Origin of the sequence: Macrococcus bovicus (assembly GCF_004359575.1) — a bacterium.
Classification (GTDB): Bacteria; Bacillota; Bacilli; order Staphylococcales; family Staphylococcaceae; genus Macrococcus; species Macrococcus bovicus.
Genome location: NZ_SCWF01000007.1, coordinates 50,783 through 68,426 on the forward strand (window position 1 = coordinate 50,783; position 17,644 = coordinate 68,426).

The 17,644-nt window shown below is 46.2% G+C and carries 16 protein-coding genes and 1 tRNA gene; 1 reads left to right on the plus strand and 16 read right to left on the minus strand.

Annotated elements, in window-relative coordinates; all coding sequences use genetic code 11:
- Nucleotides 1-21: 21 nt before the first annotated feature.
- From ERX55_RS07455 to ERX55_RS07520, 14 genes are all read right to left on the minus strand, one after another.
- On the minus strand, nt 22-366 hold the full coding sequence (locus ERX55_RS07455; protein ID WP_133451948.1) for a Na+/H+ antiporter subunit G: 345 nt from the start codon (nt 364-366) through the stop codon (nt 22-24).
- Complete coding sequence (locus ERX55_RS07460) at nt 344-628, minus strand: Na(+)/H(+) antiporter subunit F1 (protein WP_133451949.1); 285 nt, start codon at nt 626-628, stop codon at nt 344-346. The genes ERX55_RS07455 and ERX55_RS07460 overlap by 23 nt, the downstream gene beginning before the upstream one ends.
- Entirely contained in the window at nt 625-1,110 is a 486-nt protein-coding gene (locus ERX55_RS07465) for a Na+/H+ antiporter subunit E (RefSeq protein ID WP_133451950.1), read from the minus strand. Before ERX55_RS07465 ends, ERX55_RS07460 begins: the two co-directional genes overlap by 4 nt.
- Nucleotides 1,110-2,555 (minus strand): proton-conducting transporter transmembrane domain-containing protein, encoded by a 1,446-nt coding sequence (locus tag ERX55_RS07470; RefSeq protein WP_165983744.1) that lies wholly within the window; start codon nt 2,553-2,555, stop codon nt 1,110-1,112. Before ERX55_RS07470 ends, ERX55_RS07465 begins: the two co-directional genes overlap by 1 nt.
- Nucleotides 2,548-2,877, minus strand: a complete 330-nt coding sequence (locus ERX55_RS07475; RefSeq protein WP_133451952.1) for a Na(+)/H(+) antiporter subunit C — start codon at nt 2,875-2,877, stop codon at nt 2,548-2,550. The genes ERX55_RS07470 and ERX55_RS07475 overlap by 8 nt, the downstream gene beginning before the upstream one ends.
- Nucleotides 2,874-3,299, minus strand: a complete 426-nt coding sequence (locus ERX55_RS07480) for an MnhB domain-containing protein (RefSeq protein ID WP_133451953.1) — start codon at nt 3,297-3,299, stop codon at nt 2,874-2,876. Before ERX55_RS07480 ends, ERX55_RS07475 begins: the two co-directional genes overlap by 4 nt.
- Nucleotides 3,286-5,631 carry a hydrogen gas-evolving membrane-bound hydrogenase subunit E gene (mbhE, locus tag ERX55_RS07485; RefSeq protein ID WP_133451954.1) on the minus strand — a complete coding sequence of 782 codons (2,346 nt, stop codon included), beginning with the start codon at nt 5,629-5,631 and terminating at the stop codon, nt 3,286-3,288. Before mbhE ends, ERX55_RS07480 begins: the two co-directional genes overlap by 14 nt.
- Before the next feature lie 11 nt (nt 5,632-5,642).
- Nucleotides 5,643-6,170, minus strand: coding sequence for a tyrosine-type recombinase/integrase (locus tag ERX55_RS07490; protein ID WP_133451955.1), 528 nt, complete (start codon nt 6,168-6,170; stop codon nt 5,643-5,645).
- A gap of 65 nt (nt 6,171-6,235) precedes the next feature.
- Nucleotides 6,236-9,061 (minus strand): YhgE/Pip domain-containing protein, encoded by a 2,826-nt coding sequence (locus ERX55_RS07495; RefSeq protein ID WP_133451956.1) that lies wholly within the window; start codon nt 9,059-9,061, stop codon nt 6,236-6,238.
- A 151-nt stretch (nt 9,062-9,212) separates the two neighbouring features.
- Nucleotides 9,213-10,796, minus strand: a complete 1,584-nt coding sequence (gene abc-f / locus ERX55_RS07500; RefSeq protein ID WP_133451957.1) for a ribosomal protection-like ABC-F family protein — start codon at nt 10,794-10,796, stop codon at nt 9,213-9,215.
- A gap of 248 nt (nt 10,797-11,044) precedes the next feature.
- Nucleotides 11,045-11,127 (minus strand) — tRNA-Leu (locus tag ERX55_RS07505).
- A gap of 105 nt (nt 11,128-11,232) precedes the next feature.
- Entirely contained in the window at nt 11,233-12,372 is a 1,140-nt protein-coding gene (locus tag ERX55_RS07510; RefSeq protein ID WP_133451958.1) for an acetoin utilization protein AcuC, read from the minus strand.
- A complete protein-coding gene (locus ERX55_RS07515) occupies nt 12,369-13,004 on the minus strand; it encodes a CBS and ACT domain-containing protein (RefSeq protein ID WP_133451959.1) in 636 nt (211 codons plus the stop codon). Before ERX55_RS07515 ends, ERX55_RS07510 begins: the two co-directional genes overlap by 4 nt.
- Nucleotides 13,005-13,014: 10 nt before the next feature.
- Nucleotides 13,015-13,647, minus strand: a complete 633-nt coding sequence (locus tag ERX55_RS07520; protein WP_133451960.1) for a GNAT family N-acetyltransferase — start codon at nt 13,645-13,647, stop codon at nt 13,015-13,017.
- 101 nt (nt 13,648-13,748) lie between these two features.
- Between ERX55_RS07520 and acsA the strand changes: the two genes are divergently transcribed.
- A complete protein-coding gene (gene acsA, locus ERX55_RS07525; RefSeq protein ID WP_133451961.1) occupies nt 13,749-15,461 on the plus strand; it encodes an acetate--CoA ligase in 1,713 nt (570 codons plus the stop codon).
- Between the two features lie 183 nt (nt 15,462-15,644).
- Here the strand turns inward: acsA and ERX55_RS07530 are convergent, their stop codons facing one another.
- Together ERX55_RS07530 and ERX55_RS07535 are read right to left on the minus strand one after the other, a co-directional pair.
- A complete protein-coding gene (locus tag ERX55_RS07530; protein ID WP_133451962.1) occupies nt 15,645-16,694 on the minus strand; it encodes an LLM class flavin-dependent oxidoreductase in 1,050 nt (349 codons plus the stop codon).
- Nucleotides 16,695-16,792: 98 nt separating this feature from the next.
- Nucleotides 16,793-17,593, minus strand: coding sequence for an SDR family NAD(P)-dependent oxidoreductase (locus tag ERX55_RS07535; RefSeq protein WP_133451963.1), 801 nt, complete (start codon nt 17,591-17,593; stop codon nt 16,793-16,795).
- Between the last annotated feature and the right edge of the window lie 51 nt (nt 17,594-17,644).

Here is a 17,644-nt window from a genome sequence, read left to right on the forward strand (position 1 = left end):
CAGCTGCTCTATATGTCTTTTTCAGTTCAGACGTTCTGCTTTTTTTCCTTTTTCCTCTGTATACATCTCAACACCAGAATGATATGCTGCACGCGTGATGAGGTGGCCCGCTACCGGGCTGGTGATATAGAGAAAGACGATGCCTAGAATAATCCTGACACTGAAGTAATGATCATTCACCCAGAAATAGATGAAGACACCTGACAGCGTCAGCAAGACACCTAAAGTCGAACTCTTGGTAGCGGCATGACTTCGTGTGTAAACATCCTTGAACTTGACGATACCGATGGTACTGATCAACGTCATAATGCTGCCCAGCAGGATGATAAGCGCTGCAATCAGGTTACTTATGTCGTTTACGTTCAAAGATAACACCTCTTTCTATAAATCGTGACGTCGCAATGGTGCTGATGAAAGCAAGTACACCGATGATAAGAACCGCTTCTAAATAGACTTGTGTCTTGTACAGCACACTGATGATAGCGACAGAAGACATCACAATGACCCCTATTGTATCAAAGGCGACGACTCTATCCGGCAATGACGGGCCTTTGGTAAGCCTGAATAATGCCAGACACATCGCAGCGCCGTAGATAATCAATGCCACTTTTATGATGATCACACTCATGAATAAATGACCTCCTTAATCAACCGTTCATAGTTCTTGATCGATTTCAGTAACTTCTTATTTTCCCTGTCCGTCTGATTTAAGGCATGAATGAGCAGCGTACTATTATCATCGGAGATCCTAAGCACAACAGAGCCCGGGGTCAGAATAATCAGCATCGTCAGCACAGTGATCTGCCAGTCGGTCGTGAGTCTGGTCTGATACTGGACCATCCCTGGATTTATCTCTGATGATTTAAATAAGATATAACGACTCGTTGAGAGACTGGATGTCAGCAGCTCATAGTTGAAAACCATAAACAACTTGAAAAGAGCCCAGAACTTAAAGAGATAAAACTTGCCGCCGAAGAACCGATGGATTAGCCAGACGATAATCAGCCCTATAAGATAACCTTTAAAGAAAGTGGAGAAATAAAAGCGATCCTGGTCGCCGAATAACGTCCATAAAATAGCAATGAGGATATTGAGCAGAAACTGCGCCATTATTTCTCCCCTCCTTTCAATAACAGCTGGTTATAATGACTGACATCGAAGTGACTCAACATCTCTATAAGCGGCTGCGCGAACAGCGTAATACCAATTGATAAGCATAGAAGGGTGATCAGCACCCCGTACTGATGCTGAGGAATGTCATAATCCCTCGTCTTTCCGTCCTCCCCGAAGAAGACCTTAAGAAACATTCTGATCAGCGCATATAGTGCAATCAGACTGGCTATAATCACGACGAGCGTCCCTATATAAGACTCGTCCTGCAGGCCGCCCTCTATAATCAGCAGCTTTCCTGCAAAACCACCGAACGGCGGGACCCCTCCTATTGTCAATGTCACCATCAGGAAGATGGCGCCCAGTAGAGGATGCTTTTTAATGAGACCATGCTGGCCTTGCAATGTACTGATATGAAGATCACGGATAATAGTGCCCGTAATCAGGAACAGCAGCCCTTTGGTCAGCATATCGTTCATCAGGTAGAGCTGCGCACCTTGCAGTCCAGCATCGGTATAGGTTGACAGTCCAAATAAAATGATGCCGATGGACAGGATAATCTGATAACAGATCATATATTTGATACTTCTATAGGCGAGCACACCGATCGAGCCGATGACCATGGTCAAGATGCTGCCGATCAGTAATACTTCGTGTGTCACAGCAGCATGCACAGAGAATATAACAGTGAAGAAGCGGATCATGGCATAGACTCCGACTTTTGTCAGCAAGGCACTGAATATGGCCGAGTTCTCAGTAGAGAGCACTGCATATGATTTTGGCAGCCACATAAAGAGGATGAGGGCTGACTTAAGGGCAAATACCAGCAGATATAGCAGTGCAATCAAGATAGCATGCTCCGACATACCGTGCTCCTGCACCCGTACTGATAGATGCGCATAATTCAGAGTACCATATAGGCGGTAAGTCATCGCTATAGCAGCAAGAAAGAGCCATGAGCCGATGATGTTGATGACAACGTAGGGAATGCTCGCTTTGAACTGCACCGCCCGATTACCGATCGCCATCAGGACGAACGATGCCAGAAGCATGACCTCAAACTGCACGAATAAATTAAAGATATCCGCCGTCAGAAATGAACCGTTGACACCTACCAGCAGGAAAAGGATAAACGGCAGCTGAGCATTCTCATGCTCCGGCCGGTTCAAGCCGTACAGCAGAATCAGCGAGGTCAGCACAAGACTGATACCTGAGAGCGCCAAGCTGATAAAATCGCCCGCAAACTGTATACCATATGGTGCCTGCCAGCCGCCAAAATTGATGACCATCATGTCGTCAACTGCATGATAAGAGAGCGTTAAAGCAAGGACACCAGCAACAGCACTTGCTGTTATGGCGATTTCACGCCGATATGGCTTGTATAACACTGTAACCAGACCGGCTAATAGCGGTATTAACAGAGGCAGTAGAATCAAATTATTCATCATGACCTCCTAACGCATCGATATGGTTATGCTGGGTATAGCGATATGTGCGGTAGACAATGACGAGAAGGAATGCCGTAATCGCAAAACTGATGACAATAGCGGTCAGTATGAGCGCCTGCGGAACAGCATCTACATACTCTTCTCCATTACCGATGATCGGCACATTTTTACCTGCCTGACTCATGGACAAGAGGAAGATATTCGAGGCATGACTCAGGATACTCGTACCCAGAACAATCCGGATTAAATTCTTGGAAAGAACCAGATAAACACCTGTGAACGTCAGGATACCTGTTATTAATATCATCATTAAATTCATGTTTGATCACCACTAATCGTCAGAAGTATCGTCATCACTACACCCAGCACTGTCAGCAAGATGCCAAATTCGAAAACTGTCACTGTCGTAATGTGCATTTCACCGACTACCGGCAGCTGGAAATATTCATCATACTGTGTCAGCCATTCATCCCCCAGAAAGAGCGGCAGGAACAAAGTGGACAACGAAATGATATTTCCGCCAACAACCAGGTATCTGAAGTCAAAAGGAAGTAACTGACGTATTCTCTCAGCGTCAAAAGCCAGGAACATCAGGATAAAGGCGGATGTAAAGACAAGGCCACCAATAAATCCACCGCCAGGTCCATTATGACCATTAAAAAAAATATAAAAGCCGAACGTCAATATGATGACGATTACGATTTTTGAAATCGTCAGCAGCAGTACATCATTTTCTCTCATGTCTGACTTCTCCTTTCCTTCTAATAAGTGCAAAGATACCTAAACCTGTAATTAACAGCACAAGACCTTCAAGTAAAGTATCAAAAGCACGGAAATCTCCTAGAATCGCATTCACGATATTTTTACCGCCTGCAAGTTCATAGGCCTGTTCATAATATACAGAAATAGAGTCAAAACTTTCAGTAGACTGAGAAATGATCATCATCGCCATCATCAGAAGAGACATACTGAACGCAATTGTTAAGCTGACAGTTCGATTTAATCGACTCTTATTTTCTTTTTCGAGATTAGGCAAGTGATAGAAACAGCTTAAAAACAGGACTGTTGTAATGGTCTCTATTACAAACTGAGTCAGGGCAAGGTCAGGCGCAAACATGAGCACATAGATCATGGAAGTCCCGTACCCGACGACGCCTGTCAAAATGGTGGCCGTCATTCTCGACTTCACTCTTAATAGAGTCAGACAGGCCACGCTGATCACCCCCACCAAAATAGCTGGATAAATATGGACTGCGGTCAGTTCAAATGCAGGATAGACGTCAAGCAGCACTTGCAGGCTGACTGGCAGCGTCAGCACCAGTACAACACCAAACAAGAACATCAGATAATGATTCAGCCGATCGGTCATTATACGCTTGATGACTTGATGACTGATATCATCCAGTCCCTTCAATGTCTTTTTATATAATCTGTTCAGAGGCATCTCCTTATATTGCGGGAACAGCTGACGATAGGCCCCTGAAAGAATAATGGCGAGTCCGCTCAGAATAATCACAATCGTAAGCACTAGCGGCTCATTAAAACCATGCCAGGCATGAATCGGCTTCACATAGCCGGCAGGATTGAAGCCGAGTATGACGGAGAGTGCAGGTTCAATCAAGTAGCCAAGCAGCATATTCGGTATAAAGAAGAGCAGAATGACCAGTGCTGCCAGAATCACCGGTGAAATTAAAATGCCGCCTGATTCACCGTGGTCAATTTCAACGGTCTGCTGTCCGAAGAAGGTCCGGACGATGGCGATTACGCTGTAGACAAATGTCCCGATACTTGCAATCACGCCTGCTGCGACAAGCAGATAGACACCGTTAATCTTAAATTCCTTTAAGTCGACTAACGCTGTCAGGAACATTTCTTTCGTCAAGAAGCCACTGAGAAACGGAATCCCTGCCATAGACAATGCTGCAATAGACATGACGATAAAAGTAACGGGCAGGGCTTTTCTTAAGCCGCCTAACCGATTCATATCACGCGTATGGGCTGCATGATCGACGATTCCTGCACCCATAAAGAGCGTTGCCTTGAATATCCCGTGCGTAATGATGTGCAGAAGTGCCGCGATAAGGGCCGTCACGATAAAGGGCTGATAAAGCGGGTTCAGCTGATCAAAGGCAGCGAGCCCGATCAGTGTCACAATCATCCCCAGCTGACTGATGGTGGAATAGGCGAGCAGCCCTTTTAAGTCGGACTGCCGCACTGCGAATAGGCTGCCGACCAGCATGGTAATCAAGCCATCAATTATAAGAACCCACTGAAAAACAGCATCCCCGCTGAAGACCGGCAGCATTCTCAGCAGCAGATAAATACCTGCTTTCACCATTGTCGCTGAATGGAGGAAGGCACTGACTGGCGTCGGTGCTTCCATGGCATCCGGCAGCCAGATATGAAACGGAAATTGTGCTGATTTAGTCAATGCACCTAGTAATATGGCAGCGAGAGCGAAGTAGTAGAGAAGATTTTTATCGGCGTCTTTCATGTGTTCTGCCAAAGCACTCAGATCATTAGTTCCTGTCATGACATAGAGTGCGATAAAGCCCAGCAGCATCATCATGCCGCCGAATACAGTGATCAGAAATGATTTCAGCGCCCCTTGCAGGGCAGCAGATTTCTGATACCAGAAACTGATCAGCAGGAAAGACGCAATACTGGTCAGTTCCCAGAAAAGATAGAGGACGATTGTATTGGCAGCTAGGACCACGCCGTACATCGCAATCATAAAGAGCAGCAGGTAACTGTAAAACTTCGGTAAGTTCTCAGAGGGCGCAAGGTAGAAAATAGAATAGAGCACAACAAGAACGCCTATAAATGAAATCAGTGCAAAAAAGATGAGACTTAAGGCATCAAGCCTGAAGGAGAAGCTGATATCAAAAGCGGGAATCCATGGAATAGTCTGGCTGAAATTCCGGCGGGATAACAGTGCATATAAAGTGAGAGCACTGCCAGCCAGCGGATAAAGCAGAACGGTCATCCCCAGTGGCAACCGCCGGGTGAAAGAATCCTGGAAAAAGATGAGACCCATCATGATGAGTCCGAACAATAGAAATGAGATGAGCATAGTTCACATCCTTATAAATTTAATTGAATCGAAGCAGCAGCTTGAGGCGGTACATCAATAAAATTGAAGGTCATCTTCTTGGACTGATGACCCAGCAGATGTTGCAAGTCAGCTATTTCCATACCTTGCTGATAAGCGTGATACGCAAATGTTTTTTTCAATGACTGTACGCCGATATGACAATCCAAAGACAATGTGTCCGCTGCCTCAGCTAATACGCGGTGCAGCTGCTGACGGGTATAGGGTCTGGCTGTCCGCTTTGAACAGAACAGACAGTCTTCTGACGTCAGCTGATAATTAGCGATATAGTCGTCCAGTTCAGTCATCAGTTCTTCAGAGAGGAGAATCTGGTAGCCATTTATCTCAAGAAATACCGGCGACTTAACAGCTGAGACAGTCAACTGAACCAGCTCCTCTGCTTTAAGAGGCGCATTGATGCCTATTTTAAAGATAAAATAATAGGCCAAACTTTTATACCGCACGTAATTTTCAAGCTCTTTAATCATTTTGATGTCTTTAATAGGATCTACTTTATGCATGACGACCTCCTTTGCATTACATATTTATAATATATTATACTTAAGAAACATTCCAGCACGATGCTCTATTCGACAATGGTACTTTCCTGTGAGGTTTTAATCATCCGATTTTTGATAGGTTCGAATTTCGGCTTAAAGCCGTAGCCCAGGCCTAGAATGCCGAGGCAGAATATCAACAGACGGCTGATATTCTTTTGAACCAGTTCAGGCACTATTCCGCCTACTGCCTCCCTCAGAAGGTCTACTGCATAAGTAAACGGCAGAAACGGATGGATCATCTGGAAGAAATGCGGCGTCACCTGCACAGGGAACGTACCGCCTCCACCAGAAATCTGGAGCACCATCAGTATGATAGCCAGTGCTTTACCGACGTTACCGAGTAAACTGACCATCGTGTAGACAATTGAGGTAAAGACTATAGAGACCAGTACTGCAAACAAGAGATTCATAACAGGATGCTTGGCATAGGCATCCAGGATAAAGAAATTACCGAGGACAACAATAATCGACTGGATGATACCGATACTTAAGAATAGGAGCAGCCTGCCTGCAAAGAGCTCCCTCAGCGAATAGACACCTTTAAGTGACTGATCCTTCAGTTCGGTCGTTAACAGATTGCTTGATAACAGTGCGCCCACCCAGAGTGCAAGTGCAGTATAGAACGGGGCACTGGCAGAACCGTAGTTCGGTATCGGGAACATCTGTTTCTCGTCTAGCTGTATCGGGTCAGAGAAATAATCCGCTTCCCCCTGTAGATCGTTGCGTAGTAACTTAATCAGCTTGTTCATCACATCTTTTTCATCCAGTTCCCTGAACTTATCCGCTGCTTGCTTGATATCTCTTTCGATACCTGGTAAGTCATTGCGCGTAAATTCCGCCAGGTCATGTATGCCTTTTTCCGCACCCGGCAGATTGTTACGCAGCAGATCAGCTGTCTGATCGTATTTGGACATGACACCCGGCAGATCATTCTGGGCAAAACGACTGATCCGATTTAAATCATTCAGAACACCGGGTAGATCATTCTGTACAAACTGGCTCGCTTCTGCGACTCGTGCTTTAAATGCAGGGAAATTGGACTGCACATTCGCATTGACTTCCTTGAAGCGCTCTTCAAGGGCAGGCAGTTCATTGTTAATCGCCACCAGTCTTTCGTTTGCAGCGGAAGTGACTTGCTGCGCTTCTGTCAGGATACCGTCAACTTTATTCGCAAATTCTTCTGCATCTGCAAGCATGAGTGCTGCGGTATCAAGACCTGCATCTATAGTTTCAAGTCCTTGCAGTAAGATAGACTGCATATCCATGTTCTGAATGACGCTGAGCGCTTCTACAGCACGGCTGATGCTTGCTGCATCTGCTTTGCCATTTTCCAGCTGTTTCTGCACAACTGCTAAAGTATCGTTACTTTCCTTTAGCGCATTCACTATCTGACTCGTGTCAATAGAAGAACGACTTAGCACGTCAATGATTTCATTCTGCAGCTGAATCGTCTGTCCGATATTCTGTGCGATCACCTTCATATTATCACTTGACGGCTGGTGGTCTTTCAGTGTAGACAGGGTATCCTTCTGCGCCGCTGCATTGTCCTTCACTAAATCAGCCAAGGCTTGAAGCGCCTCCCCTAATGCCTGTTTGGCAGGTTCAAGGTCCGTTTTGGTCAACGGCTCATTTTTAACTTCAGCAACCGTCTGCATCGTAGCTGTCTGTTTAGCTTCGGCACTTGGCGCTTCAGTTGACGCTGTTTCAGTGGTTGCGGCTTCAGTGGTTGCTGGAATCGTCACCTTCTCTTCAGAAGAAGTCGTCCCGTCTCCTTCTGATGCCTCGCCTTCTGTGGTCACCTTATCCTCAGATGACACTTTTTCTTCAGCTGACTCAACTTTAGTATCCGCCTTATCGGTCACGTCCTGTGCCTGATTAAGCCGCGCATGGACTTCGGGCATTCTGCTCTGCGCAGTGGCAAGGACTGCACTTGCTTTGTTCGTCGCATCTATGCCCTTCGCGACCGCCGCATTAATCTCCGGGAAACGTTCCTCGAACTGCTGGGCCTTGTTGAGTGCTGCTTCTATATTGCTCATCTTACTGTTCAGCCCTACTATCATCTGACCCGCTTCATTGATTTCTCCGGCGTGCTGATTGGCTTTAATCAGCTTCGCAGCGCCACTATTGATTTCATCCTTATAAGATTCAAGGGCATAAAACTCTTCGGCATATCGATTGATATCCCCTTGATGGGCATCAATTTTCTGTACGGCAGCACTGAACTCCTCCATCTTCGGAATAGCCGCTTCGGCTTCAAATACAGCATTTTCAATCTTGTGATAAAGCGGCAGCTTTTTCTCTAAATCGATACCGAGCGAATTACTCTCCTTCAGGAAAGCCTGGGTCGCTACTTCAACAAATTTGTCGTTCAGTGTCTTGGTGATGGCTGTTGCACCTGCTGTCGTCATCTTCGGTGCAATGGCATTGATTTTCTGGTTGACCTGATAATCGATATGGGCCCGTCTAGGTTTCTTGTCGAAAATACTCGTCATATCCTCCGAAAAATGTTCAGGGATATGAATCATGGCATAGTATTTCCCCAGTCGGACACCCTGCTTCGCCTCCTTCAGCGAATCGACAAAGACCCAGCCGAACTGATCATTCGTCTTCAGTTCGCTGACGAGGGACTTGCCGACATTGACATGTTTACCTTGAACCGTAGCCCCCTCATCAAAATTGACGACCGCTACTTTGATTCCTTTCGTATTGGAATAAGGGTCCCACGACGATTTCAAATTGAACCATGCATAAAAAGAGGGAAGAATGCAGAGCCCAAGGATGACGATGAGTACCATAGGCGTCTTGAGCGCATGCTGTACATCCTTGATAAATAAGCTGAAAACCTTTTTCATAGTTGTCCTCCCGTTTTTTGGATTCTAACATTTTACTTTATTCAAGTCTTATTGACAAGGAAACAGCCACTCAATTTTATACCACTATAATTTGTTATTGAATAAAAATATTTTATGAACAAATAATAAAAAACCATGATAAGTCATATTATTATTCTGAAATATTATAAAACTGATGAAGGTCATTCAGCATTTCTTCAGTATCCTCATGTAATCCGACAAGATTAAGATCCACTAATTGGTGATTTTCAATCTTCCATTGTCTCGTACTCACCGCTTCACAGAAGTAAGGGTCATGGCTGATAAACAGCATGGCACCCTCAAATTTCTGCAGCATCGCTTCGATCACCTGCTGCATCTCGAGGTCGAAATAATTGGTCGGTTCATCCAGCAGCAGCAGATTTGCCTCTGAGAAATACAGCTTGATGAACGACAGACGACATTTTTCACCCATTGACAGCTGTGCCACTTGATCGCCCATGCGTTCTGCCCCGAATCTGAAGGCAGCGAGTATGGTACGCAGTTTACTGTCCGCCGCCCTATTCAATGACTGCACTTCCTCCAGCACAGTATGGCCAGCGTTCAGGTTATCGAGCTGCTGAGAGAAATAACCCACTTTAACATTCGGATTCAGCCGGAAAGAACCTGCACTCGGTTCCAGTTCATTCATCAGCACTTTTAGCAGGCTGGTCTTGCCGCTGCCATTTCTGCCTGTCAATGCAATCTTGTCTCCCGGTCTGATCTGAAAGGAAGCTGATGTAAAAAGCTGACGGTCATCAAACCTGAGCGAAAGATCTTCTGCTTTCACCAAGTATTTGCCTCTGAAGTCGCTGTGCTTTAAATCATATTCCGTCCGTTGCTGCTTATCACGTCGTGCAGCGAACCCTGACAGCTTCTGTTCCAGCTGATGTTCCTTTGTTTTATACCGCTTCGCTAGTTTCGCCACCTTCTTCTGCGCTCCCGGGTCTCTGGCACCCGCTTTGGCATTAGCCTCGTGATGCCATTCTTTCATCTCCTGGATCATGCGCCGCATCTTCTGTTTTTCCTTATTTTCCTTATGAAGCAGTGCGGCGTTCTCCCGTTCCTGACGAGCTTTTTCAGCGGCATAGTCATCGTAATTCATCTGATACATATGCGTTGCATCAGCTGTCATCTCTATGATCTTCGTTGCGGTCTGATTAATGAATTCCCGGTCATGCGATGCATAAAGGATTGTCTGTCCGGCTGCCTGCATCCATTCCATGAGCCAGGTTTTTGTTTCCTGGTCGATATGGTTAGTCGGTTCATCGAAGAGAAACCAGTCTTTATCACTGATCAGCAGCCGGATTAAAGAGACCTTTGTCTGTTCTCCTCCTGATAAAGTATTTACCGCTCTCTCTGCCACTACGGCATTCAGACCGAATTTTTTCAGATAGGTCATAATCTTATTTTCCAGTTCATAGCCATTCAGCTCTATATAATCACTGATAGCCTCAACGTCATCTGCCAGCCTCTGTTTCACTGCATAAATGTCAGGTCGGCTGCTAAGAATGTAATCCATCACCAAATCCACTGACTCCAGCTCCTGTTCCAGCAGAATCGCATCATATTCATCGCTCAGCAGCTTTAAAAGTGTGGACTTACCCACTCCATTATGGCCGATAAGCGCGATATGCTCTCCTTCAGAAACCGTGAAATGAACATGGTTGCTGAGCACTTTATCGTCTATCATGAGTTGTTTGTTGATCGTTCTCATCGAATCCCTCCTTAAAAAAGCTCTCACCTACCATGTGAGAGCAATCGGCATAAAGAGACCCGTCAAGGCATTCAAAAATAGACAGTCTGATCCCGATAACATCTCACATGATCTTTTCTTCACGTTGGTCATGTTATCGAATCATCATCTATATAGATGCCTCCTTCCATATATTAGTTACAATCTACTATAGAATCAGAATTTAAGCAAATAAAAAAAGAGCTTCTGAAATTTCAGAAGCTCTCATATGCGGCCGAGAGGAGTTGAACCTCCACGCCCTTGCGGGCACTAGCGCCTGAAGCTAGCGCGTCTGCCATTCCGCCACGACCGCTCTCAAGCAATAAATTAATTATAACAGTATTTCGCAAAAAGAAAAGCCTTTGTGTAAAACTAATATTAAATTTGTAAATTTATCTTAATGCTGTGTGTCAGTTCATTACTGGTAGTGCTGAAGCACACGCTCAAGCATCAGCTGATTCTTCTCACTTATCTCTGCACGACGTGGAATCTCCTGATAGGCCTGCAGTTCATCATGCCATGTCTTCGGCAGCGCCAGTTCAGTTTCGGGCTGCCATTTAGCGAGCCATGCTGGCGGCAGTTGTCCGGTTGGTGCCGGCAGCCCTTTCATCGCCAGCCAGATCTGACTCCAGGCCAGTGGTGCCACCTGAAATAGATTATAACCCCCACCCCCGACAGCAATCCATCTGCCGCCGCAATAAGTATCTGCCAGCTGCTTGACGAAGCGCGGTATCTCTTCAAAGATACGTAGCGTACAGTGCAGATGGGTCAGCGGATCCAGAAAATGTGCATCCGCGCCGTTCTGACTTAAGATGACGTCAGGCTTGAAAAAGGCGCAGGCGGCCTGCACACTTTCCTTAAAACAGCTCAGAAAAGACTCATCCTCCGTATAGGCATCGATGGGCAGATTCATACTATATAGATAGCCCTCCCCTTCACCTCTCTCATTATAATTGCCGGTCCCCGGGAACAAATAACGGCCTGTCTCATGAATGGAATAGGTGAATACATCAGGCGTATGATAGAAGGTAAACTGGACACCATCCCCGTGGTGGGCATCTGTATCGATGTACAGCACACGTGCACTGTACTTCTCTTTCATATACTGGATGGCAACAGCACTGTCATTATATATGCAGAAACCGGATGCCCGGCCCTGGAAACCATGATGCAGACCGCCGCCTAAACTGCAGGCAGTCTGATCAATGCCCTGCATCACGATATCACAGGCGGTCAGTGTGCTCCCCACCAGCCAGGCTGCACTCTCATGCATATCACTGAAATTGGGCGTGTCCTGAGTATTAAGACCATAGCTCTCGCATGTCTGATCATCCAGCTGGTCTATAGAGGCCCGTTTGACGGCTTCGATATAGTCTTGATGGTGGATAAGTGCAAGTTCTTCATCGGTCGCTTTCCTGCCGGAGACCATTTCCTCATCTGATAGGACAGCCATTTTCTTAAGCAGATCTGTTGTCAGAACGAGACGCATCTGATTAAAAGGATGCTGATCAGAGAACCGGTAATGCAGCAATCCTTCTGTATAGACATATCTGCTCATCGGCCCATACCTAGCGGCGTCCGCACTGTGAAACCTGCTTCATTCAGAGCATCGATAATAGGCCGCGGATTCATGGACTGCATACGAATCAGGACGAGCTTCTGTCCCGGGTTCTCTTTATCACGGTAGACAAGAATGCTTTCGATGCTCGTGCGGTGCGCATGAAATACTTTGGTGACCTCATGCATAATGCCCGGCACATCAGGCACAGATACTTCGACAGCTGAGCCCGGCGTCATTACCCCCGTCAGCTCAAGGAAAGTATTCAGCATATCTTTCTGCGTCACAATGCCAATACACCGTCCCTTTTTGACGACTGGTATGGAGCCGATGGAGAGTTCATAGAAATCGACGGCGATATCCTCCACAAAATCAAGCGGATGGCACGTCATGACGTCTCGGTTCATCATATTTGCGACCGGCGCATCTAATTTCACTTCTGTCTCCCCGAGTATGGAAGGAAGCGCAAGATTTACATCGCGGTCAGTGATGATACCCTTTACTCGCATTAACTCATCGACGACCGGTAAATGTCTGATATCTTTGTTCCGCATCAGCTGGATTGCTTCATCAATTGTACACTCTTCATTGATAGTGATACATGGACTTGTCATAATTCGTTCGACTAACATCTTTTCACCCCTAAAGAAAGAATCGGTTCATAAACCGGATTTTATCAAACTGCTCAATCTGTTCATTGCTGATTCTGCTGCCAATCCTTGCCATCAGACTATTCGCCGGATGACTGGTGATTTCAGGATCATTCGTCGCAAATACTTCCATTCCCCCTGCTTCCATCATTTTTTTCATGACGTCCTTATACTCATAGACATTCAGCCCGCTGTTTTTCAGGTCCCAGTGCCAGTAGTATTCAGTCGTGATGATGATGTAGTCCTCCATCTGGTCATCCAGCATAGCAAGTCGCAGCAGCTCTTTACCGATGCCGAGGCTCCTGTACGGCAGGGCCACCTCAATCGCCCCGAGTTCCATCAGAAAAGGTAGATTCCCCTCACTCCAGCGCTCCAGAGGATCCGGGTAAAGGAAGGTCACATACGCAATGATATGTGCACGGTCCCGGCAGATGATGATACGCCCCTCCGGAAGATCCGCAATTTCCTTGATCGCTTCAAACTGTTCTGCAGGCTGTCTGAAGGCGCTGAGTCCGTCATCAAATGTATATTGAGACAGTCCCTTCCCTGAGACGGGTCCCTCTACTGTCAACAGCCGGTCATGTCCTTGAACATCGCGCCTGTAATAAGTCTTTCTATGATTCATGTCACCCTCCTCAATAAAATTCGAATTATTTTGAAAATTTGCTTAAACTTATTATATAATAGTATAGTACATATGAAAACGCATACAAAGGGGATGTTATAATGAAAAGTGAAATCTATGAGGTAGAACAGGGCCATTATCATCTGACTGACTATGACCAGGTCTGTGCCGACTTTGATTGGTCAGAGGTAGAGAAGGCTTTTTCATGGCATACGACCGGCCGTGTGAATATGGCCTATGAATGTATTGACCGTCATGTTGATCTTGGTAAAGGGGACAAGGTCGCATTGTATTACAAGGATAAGGACCACAATGAAAAATACACATTCAGTGATATGAAAGTCAACTCCAATAAAGCAGCGAATGTCCTGAAAAAGGCGGCTGATGTTAAAAAAGGTGACCGGGTCTTCATTTTTATGCCCCGCTCTCCTGAACTGTATTTTGTGTTGCTGGGTGCCTTAAAAATAGGCGCCATCGTCGGCCCGTTATTCGAGGCATTTATGGAAAAGGCTGTGAAGGATCGTCTGGAAAATAGCGAGGCAAGCGTCATTATCACCACTAACAGTCTGGTGGACCGCATTCCTGTCGACGAACTGCCCCACTTAAAGCATATCTTCATTGTCGACGAAGATGTCAGTGCAGATCACATCGATTTCAATGCCCTGTATCAGGAAGCGGACGAGACATTTGACATAGAATGGCTGGAGCGTGAGGACGGCCTGATTCTCCACTATACATCAGGCTCGACGGGTCAGCCTAAAGGGGTCCTACATGTACAGAACGCGATGATCCAGCACTATATTTCAGGTCATTACGTGCTCGACTTAAAAGAGGACGATATCTACTGGTGTACAGCGGATCCGGGCTGGGTGACAGGCACAAGCTACGGTATCTTCGCGCCATGGCTGAACGGCGCAACAAACGTGATTGCAGGCGGCCGCTTCTCACCTGAAGGCTGGTATCAGATTCTTGAGGATTTTAAAGTGACCATCTGGTATTCTGCACCGACTGCATTCCGTATGCTGATGGGTGCCGGTGATGAGATGATTAAAAACTATGACCTCTCACACCTGCGTCACATATTATCAGTCGGAGAACCGCTGAATCCAGAAGTCATCAAATGGGGCTATAAAGTATTCGGCAAACGCATCCATGATACGTGGTGGATGACGGAAACCGGCGCTCATATGATCGTCAACTTCCCGAGTATGCCGATTAAATCGGGCTCTATGGGTAAACCCCTGCCCGGTGTAAAAGCAGCGATTGTCGATAATGAGGGTAATATCCTGCCGCCTAACCGCATGGGTAACCTGGCCATGAAGAAAGGCTGGCCCTCTATGATGCGGACCATCTGGAACAATGAAGCAAAATATGAGTCATATTTCCTGCCGAGCGGCTGGTACATTTCCGGTGACTCTGCTTACATGGATGAAGACGGCTATTTCTGGTTCCAGGGACGCGTTGATGATGTCATTATGACTGCGGGTGAACGTGTCGGCCCATTCGAAGTGGAGTCTAAGCTCGTAGAACATCCAGCGGTTGCTGAAGCGGGTGTCATCGGTAAGCCCGATCCAATTCGCGGAGAAATCATCAAAGCCTTCATCGCACTGCGTGAGGGATATGAACCAAGTGATGCGCTGAAAGAAGAGATACGAGTCTTTGTCAAGAATGGACTCGCAGCTCATGCGGCGCCTAGAGAAATTGAATTTAAAGATAAACTGCCTAAAACCCGCTCAGGTAAGATTATGCGCCGTGTGCTGAAAGCATGGGAACTGGATCTGCCGACAGGTGATCTAAGTACAATGGAAGATTGATTTCCTGTGAGTGAGTAAGTCTGAACGAGTCCGTCATTCGGGTAATGGCGGACTCTTCTTATTGATTTTGCGACTTGTTTTCGGTGTTGTGTCCGCTATTCAGTGTTTACCGGACTCTTCCCCGCATTAAATATATGGTCATACAAAAAGTCCGTCATCTTTAAAATGACGGACGCCTTACTCTTATTTATCCTTAAAGTAATCATCAACTATCGGTTTGACCTTCTCGCCGTATAAACGAATGGCATGTATGATTTTTTCGTGCGGCATTGATCCTACCGGCAGATGGATCAGGAAGCGGTCAAGTCCGAGTGTCTCGACAGTCTTGATGATTTTCTCTGCTACTCTTTCCGGACCTCCGACAAATAAGACACCGTGCTCGATTTCAGTCATATAGGTTCTCTCATCATAAGAACCCCAGTTCCGTTCTTTCGCGATAACGTTATGGTGCGCCAGCGTTGAAGGATAATACTCTCTGAAGGCCTGCTCATCTGTATCTGCAATATAGCCCCATGAATGGTTAGCGATGGACAGCTGACTTAAATCATGTCCCGCTTCTCTTGCTGCTGCTTTATACACTTCCACATTATAACGGAAGCGACCGGGATTCCCTCCGATGATAGCATAGGTGATCGGCAGTCCAAGATGTCCCGCTCGAGCAGATGATTCCGGTGTGCCCCCTGTTGCCAGATAAATCGGCAGTTCTTTCTGGACGGCACGTGGATAAACACCGCGGTCATGAATCGCTTCACGTGTCTGCCCTTGCCAGGTCACTTTTTCATGCTGATTAATCTGCATCAGCAGCTCAAGTTTTTCTTCATATAACAGATCGTAGTCATTCAGGTCATAACCAAAGAGTGGAAAAGACTCAATGAATGAGCCGCGACCGGCCATAATTTCCGCACGTCCGTTCGTCAGCGCATCAAGTGTCGCAAAGCGCTGATAGACGCGCACCGGATCATCTGACGACAGCACTGTTACAGCAGATGACAGACGAATATTTTTCGTCTCCATAGCCGCAGCTGCCAGTACCGTGACGGGGTCAGACACAGCATAATCCGGACGATGATGCTCACCTAGACCGTAGACATCAAGACCGACTTCATCAGCCAGTTTTATCTCCTCGACTATATTGCGTATACGCTCAGCCGCCGGAATTTTCGGTAGAACACCGCCCTCAGTATATATTTCTGAATTGTCGCCAAATGAAGTTAATCCCAGTTCCACTTTCATAAGAGAACCTCCTACTATAATTATTATATTCGATATACTAATTATATCATAAATCATATTTAAATCTAGTGTCCTGCCTCACGAAAAAAACCACAGAGTCATCTTCTGCGGTTTTGCTCTTTAGACCATTGATAAAATTCATCTGCCTTTAATAATGAATAATTTTTTGAGAGCTTGACTGTCTTCATTTCATCAAAGAACTGGCCGGATAGACCTTCAACGTCATCGCCCAGCGCTAGATGGGAGGCTGTATTGATATGCTCTCCCGCCTGACTGGTCAAAAAGAGACTCAAGCGGTTGCTCATCCTCGGATTAAAAACGTTGATGGTAATGTTCTGCTTCTTGAGAGGTTGATTCAAGTAGCGCATCAGCAGAACTCGGGCAACAAGCGCCTGTCTCGCCATATCCATAGCACGATAACGTCCTTTTTTCTGTTCGGTCGGCAGATTGACCTTTGAACGGTTGACGATACGCGGATGACTGGCAGGGAGCAGGATCCTCCCTCCTTCAAGCAGGGGCCGGCACTGCTGAATAAGCCAGTAATGAGAGAAATAATTAGCCACCATGTTCCTGTCAAGCCCTGCCTCGGTCACCGTCTTCTTCGGATAAATATGGCCTTCTGTAATAATCATTGCGTCGATATGACTGAAATCCCTTTTCAGCTCGCGGGCCAGTTCCCTGACATTTGCTTCGGAAGATAAATCAGCCGGATAGTAAAATAAATCGTCATGCGTCAATGAACTGTTCGCAATTATTTCCTGGCAGAGCGCCTGTCCTTGTTGTTCGTTATCTCCCACAATAATAAGCTCAATCGGATGTGCAGCAAGATCCAGAGCAACCTGTCGTCCCATACCCTCAATCCCGCCGGCCACTAAAATCCTTTTTTTATGACTTATCATGCCCTTAGCTCCTCATCCGCTTTTCTCTATCTTCTGTCATCTTAATCTATT

What these genes read in the sequence shown, in the direction of transcription:
- ERX55_RS07460 (WP_133451949.1), bottom strand. Translation starts at nt 628, where the DNA reads ATGAGTGTGATCATCATAAAAGTGGCATTGATTATCTACGGCGCTGCG.
- ERX55_RS07465 (WP_133451950.1), bottom strand. Translation starts at nt 1,110, where the DNA reads ATGGCGCAGTTTCTGCTCAATATCCTCATTGCTATTTTATGGACGTTA.
- ERX55_RS07470 (WP_165983744.1), bottom strand. Translation starts at nt 2,555, where the DNA reads ATGAATAATTTGATTCTACTGCCTCTGTTAATACCGCTATTAGCCGGT.
- ERX55_RS07475 (WP_133451952.1), bottom strand. Translation starts at nt 2,877, where the DNA reads ATGAATTTAATGATGATATTAATAACAGGTATCCTGACGTTCACAGGT.
- ERX55_RS07480 (WP_133451953.1), bottom strand. Translation starts at nt 3,299, where the DNA reads ATGAGAGAAAATGATGTACTGCTGCTGACGATTTCAAAAATCGTAATC.
- mbhE (WP_133451954.1), bottom strand. Translation starts at nt 5,631, where the DNA reads ATGCTCATCTCATTTCTATTGTTCGGACTCATCATGATGGGTCTCATC.
- ERX55_RS07490 (WP_133451955.1), bottom strand. Translation starts at nt 6,170, where the DNA reads ATGCATAAAGTAGATCCTATTAAAGACATCAAAATGATTAAAGAGCTT.
- ERX55_RS07495 (WP_133451956.1), bottom strand. Translation starts at nt 9,061, where the DNA reads ATGAAAAAGGTTTTCAGCTTATTTATCAAGGATGTACAGCATGCGCTC.
- abc-f (WP_133451957.1), bottom strand. Translation starts at nt 10,796, where the DNA reads ATGAGAACGATCAACAAACAACTCATGATAGACGATAAAGTGCTCAGC.
- ERX55_RS07510 (WP_133451958.1), bottom strand. Translation starts at nt 12,372, where the DNA reads ATGAGCAGATATGTCTATACAGAAGGATTGCTGCATTACCGGTTCTCT.
- ERX55_RS07515 (WP_133451959.1), bottom strand. Translation starts at nt 13,004, where the DNA reads ATGTTAGTCGAACGAATTATGACAAGTCCATGTATCACTATCAATGAA.
- ERX55_RS07520 (WP_133451960.1), bottom strand. Translation starts at nt 13,647, where the DNA reads ATGAATCATAGAAAGACTTATTACAGGCGCGATGTTCAAGGACATGAC.
- acsA (WP_133451961.1), top strand. Translation starts at nt 13,749, where the DNA reads ATGAAAAGTGAAATCTATGAGGTAGAACAGGGCCATTATCATCTGACT.
- ERX55_RS07530 (WP_133451962.1), bottom strand. Translation starts at nt 16,694, where the DNA reads ATGAAAGTGGAACTGGGATTAACTTCATTTGGCGACAATTCAGAAATA.
- ERX55_RS07535 (WP_133451963.1), bottom strand. Translation starts at nt 17,593, where the DNA reads ATGATAAGTCATAAAAAAAGGATTTTAGTGGCCGGCGGGATTGAGGGT.